We start from the raw sequence: 3,696 nt of genomic DNA, 5'->3' as shown, positions 1-3,696 counted from the left end.
GCCGGCCTCGCGCCGGCCGGCCGCGTCCGTTCCGGTGCCGATGTGGGGGTGTGCGTCGTCGTCATGCGGGTGCCCTTCTCCGGTGTGAGCGAACGGGGCCGGGGATGTTCAGACACCCGGACAGCCCGCGACGGCGATCCGGGCGGGGTCCGCGAGGACCCGGCGGGGGAGGCATCGGCCGTCAGGAGGGGAGAGCTGCGACATAGCGTCAGATTGACGATTCAGGGGACACTCCGTCAAGAGCCTTCCGGAATGTGGGAGATCACTCACGGTGCGTCAGCCGCCTGCCGGGGCGGCCGGTCTCCGGCTGGTCGTCCCTGGCAGCTTGTCCCTCGCCGCTTGTCCCTCGCCGCTTGTCCCTCGCCGCTTGTCCGTGGCCGCCCTCCGGGACTGCCCGTCTCGGACCGGCCGCCCCCGGCCGCCCGTCTCCACACGCCCGGCTCAGACGGCCTGCCCCAGGGCGGCGATGACGTCCGCCTTGCGCGGCTGCCCCGACGCCCGGCGCACGATCCGGCCCCGCGCGTCCAGCACCAGCACGGTGGGCGTCCTGAGGATGCCCAGCTCACGTACGAGTCCCAGCCTGGCCTCCGCGTCGAGCTCGACATGGGTGACACCGTCGACCATGGCCGCCACCTCCCGCAGCGTCCGCCAGGTGGCCCGACAGGGCCTGCAGAAGGCGCTGGAGAACTGGACGAGCGTCGCCCGCTCCCCCAGCTCCTCACCCAACTCCGCTGCTCCGAGCCGCGTTTCACCGTCTTGCCCGTACACGTCGTGCTCCGTTCCTCCGCCGCCGTACCGGCCAGAAGCCCGTACGGTCCCACAGCCGCGGGACCGGCCGCTCGGCGCGCCACCTGCCACGGCTTCCGGTCCCGTCCCGGTGCAGCGCTCCACCGGCCGGGAAGATTCCCGGAGCCACGCCGGGACCACGCCGGTCGCGCCGGATCGTTCCTGTCGGCGTATGCGCTGCTCGGGGGTGGTGCGGGCGGTTTACGCACGACGTGACGAGGATCTCCCGGCCCCGCGTCACCAGGGGTGGCTACTCTGGTCGGCATGGGGCACGATCTGCCTCATGCCGCAAACCTACGGCAGCGTAACTTCCGCCGGGGGGCACGTCCCCGGGCACAGAAGGGTCTTCTCCAGATGGCAGAACTCGTCTATCGACCGGTCATCGGCGCCGCTCGGGGGCTCTTCAAGGCGCTCGACCTCAAGATCGATACACAGGGTTCCGAGAACATCCCGCGCTCGGGCGGGGCCGTCCTCGTCAGTAACCACATCGGTTATCTGGACTTCATCTTCAACGGTCTTGCCGCACTCCCGCAGAAGCGCCTGGTGCGCTTCATGGCCAAGGAGTCGGTCTTCCGCCACAAGGTCTCCGGGCCGCTGATGCGCGGTATGAAGCACATCCCGGTGGACCGCAAGCAGGGCGAGGCCGCCTACCGGCACGCCCTCAGGGCCCTGCGCTCCGGCGAGATCATCGGCGTCTTCCCCGAGGCCACGATCTCGGAGTCCTTCACGCTCAAGGGCTTCAAGTCCGGCGCGGCACGGCTGGCCCAGGACGCGGGCGTACCGCTGATCCCGATGGCGTTGTGGGGCACCCAGCGGCTGTGGACCAAGGGCAGGCCGCGCAACCTCAAGCGCAGCCACATCCCGGTGACGGTCCGGGTGGGCGAGCCCATGGACGCGCCGAGCGACGAGTACGCGGGGGCGATCACCCGCAGGCTCCGCGAGCGTATGCAGGAGCTGCTGGAAGCGGCGCAGCGCGCGTATCCGGTACGCCCGAAGAACGCTTCGGACACCTGGTGGATCCCGGCCCACCTGGGCGGCACGGCGCCGACGCCCGCGCAGGTGCGTGAGGCCGGAGCCGGCTGAGTCCGGCCGCATAACCACATACGGGAAAGGGCCGGCCGGACTCAGTCCGGCCGGCCCTTCACGCATCCGCCCACCGGGCCCGCCGAGCGGTCGGCGGGCCCGGTGGGCGGATCCGGTCAGGCGGGCCGGTTCAGCGGGCCAGTTCTTCCTTCAGCGCCAGCAGGAAGCCGTCCACGTCTTCCTCCGTGGTGTCGAAGGAGCACATCCAGCGGACGTCGCCGGCCGGCTCGTCCCAGAAGTAGAAGCGGTAGCGCTTCTGCAGCCGCTCGCTGACGTCGTGCGGCAGCCGGGCGAACACGGCGTTCGCCTGGACTGCGTGCAGGATCTCGACCCCGTCCGTCTCGCGCACCCCCGCGGCGAGGCGCTGCGCCATGGCGTTGGAGTGGCGGGCGTTGCGCAGCCACAGATCGCGGGTGAGCAGCGCTTCCAGCTGCACCGAGACGAAGCGCATCTTGGACGCGAGCTGCATCGACATCTTCCGCACATGCTTCATGTGCCGTACGGCGTCCGGGTTGAGGACCACGACGGCTTCGCCGAAGAGCATGCCGTTCTTGGTGCCGCCGAAGGAGAGGATGTCCACCCCCACCGCGTTGGTGAAGGCGCGCATCGGCACGTCGAGCGAGGCCGCCGCGTTGGCTATCCGGGCCCCGTCGAGATGCACCTTCATCCCGTGGCCGTGGGCGTGCTCGCAGATCGCCCGGATCTCGTCGGGGGTGTAGACCGTGCCGAGTTCGGTGTTCTGGGTGATCGAGACGACCTGCGGCATCGCCCGGTGTTCGTCGTCCCAGCCGAACGCCTGACGGTCGATCAGCTCGGGGGTGAGCTTCCCGTCGGGCGTCGGTACGGTGAGCAGCTTCAGCCCGGCGACCCGCTCCGGGGCGCCGCCCTCGTCCACGTTGATGTGTGCCGTCTCGGCCGCGACGACGGCGCCCCACCGGTCGGTGAGGGCCTGCAGCGCCACGACGTTGGCCCCGGTGCCGTTGAAGACCGGGAACGCCTCGGCGCTCTGGCCGAAGTGGCTGTGGATCAGCCGCTGCAGATGGTCGGTGTAGGCGTCTTCGCCGTACGCGATCTGGTGTCCGCCGTTCGCGACGGCGAGCGCGGCCAGGATCTCCGGGTGCGCGCCCGCGTAGTTGTCACTGGCGAAGCCACGGACCTGCGGGTCGTGGTGGCGTACGGCATCGGTCCTCACGGGGCGGGTGTCAGCCACAGGCGCTTTCCGTTCACGTCTCCGGCGGGCTGGTCCCAGACGCCCGCGATGGCCTCGGCCAGCTGCGCGACGTCGGTGAAGCCCGAGAACTTCGCATTCGGACGCTCGGCGCGCATCGCGTCGTGCACCAGAGCCTTGATCACCAGGACGGAGGCGGCCGACCGCGGCCCTTCATCGCCGCCCGCCTTGCGGAAGGCGTCGCCGAGCGCCAGCGTCCATGCCTCGGCCGCGGCCTTCGACGCCGCGTAGGCCGCGTTGCCCGCGGTGGGTTTGGACGCGCCGGCCGCGCTGATCAGCACATAACGGCCGCGGTCGCTGCGCAGCAGCGCGTCGTGGAACGCCAGCGAGGTGTGCTGGACCGTGCGGATCAGCAGCTTCTCCAGCAGATTCCAGTCGGCGATATCGGTCTCGGCGAAGGTGGCGCTGCCGCGCCAGCCCCCCACCAGATGCACCAGACCGTCGATACGGCCGAACTCGGCCTCCGTACGGTCGGCCCAGGCCCGGGTGGCCTCCAGATCCAGCAGATCGACCGTCTCGCCCGTCACGGTGGCCCCGCCGTGCGCATAGCGCGCCGCGTCCACCGCCTCGGCGAGCCGGGCGACGTCGGCGTCCGCGCG

4 protein-coding genes are annotated in these 3,696 nt (G+C 70.9%); 1 reads left to right on the top strand and 3 read right to left on the bottom strand.

The window, feature by feature from the left end; genetic code table 11:
* Window positions 1–441: 441 nt before the first annotated feature.
* A complete protein-coding gene (locus G3I19_RS35300) occupies window positions 442–768 on the bottom strand; it encodes a thioredoxin family protein (protein WP_164267770.1) in 327 nt (108 codons plus the stop codon).
* A 372-nt stretch (window positions 769–1,140) separates the two neighbouring features.
* Here G3I19_RS35300 and G3I19_RS35295 point away from each other — a divergent pair, with 372 nt between their 5' ends.
* On the top strand, window positions 1,141–1,869 hold the full coding sequence (locus G3I19_RS35295) for a lysophospholipid acyltransferase family protein (protein WP_164267769.1): 729 nt from the start codon (window positions 1,141–1,143) through the stop codon (window positions 1,867–1,869).
* A 130-nt stretch (window positions 1,870–1,999) separates the two neighbouring features.
* On the opposite strand, the gene G3I19_RS35290 is transcribed toward G3I19_RS35295, so the two are convergent.
* The gene (locus G3I19_RS35290; protein ID WP_343235308.1) at window positions 2,000–3,061 is read right to left on the bottom strand and encodes a low specificity L-threonine aldolase; all 1,062 of its coding nucleotides are present in this window, start codon (window positions 3,059–3,061) and stop codon (window positions 2,000–2,002) included.
* Window positions 3,058–3,696 (bottom strand): SDR family NAD(P)-dependent oxidoreductase (locus G3I19_RS35285; protein WP_164267767.1); only part of this gene is annotated, 639 nt, incomplete at its 5' end. The genes G3I19_RS35285 and G3I19_RS35290, both read right to left, overlap by 4 nt.

The sequence above is a fragment of the Streptomyces sp. SID10853 genome, from assembly GCF_010548145.1.
Lineage (GTDB): Bacteria > Actinomycetota > Actinomycetes > Streptomycetales > Streptomycetaceae > Streptomyces.
Note: the sequence above shows the minus strand (reverse complement) of the source record. Positions and strands in the feature narration are given on the sequence as shown.

What these genes read in the sequence shown, in the direction of transcription:
- G3I19_RS35295 (WP_164267769.1), top strand. Translation starts at nt 1,141, where the DNA reads ATGGCAGAACTCGTCTATCGACCGGTCATCGGCGCCGCTCGGGGGCTC.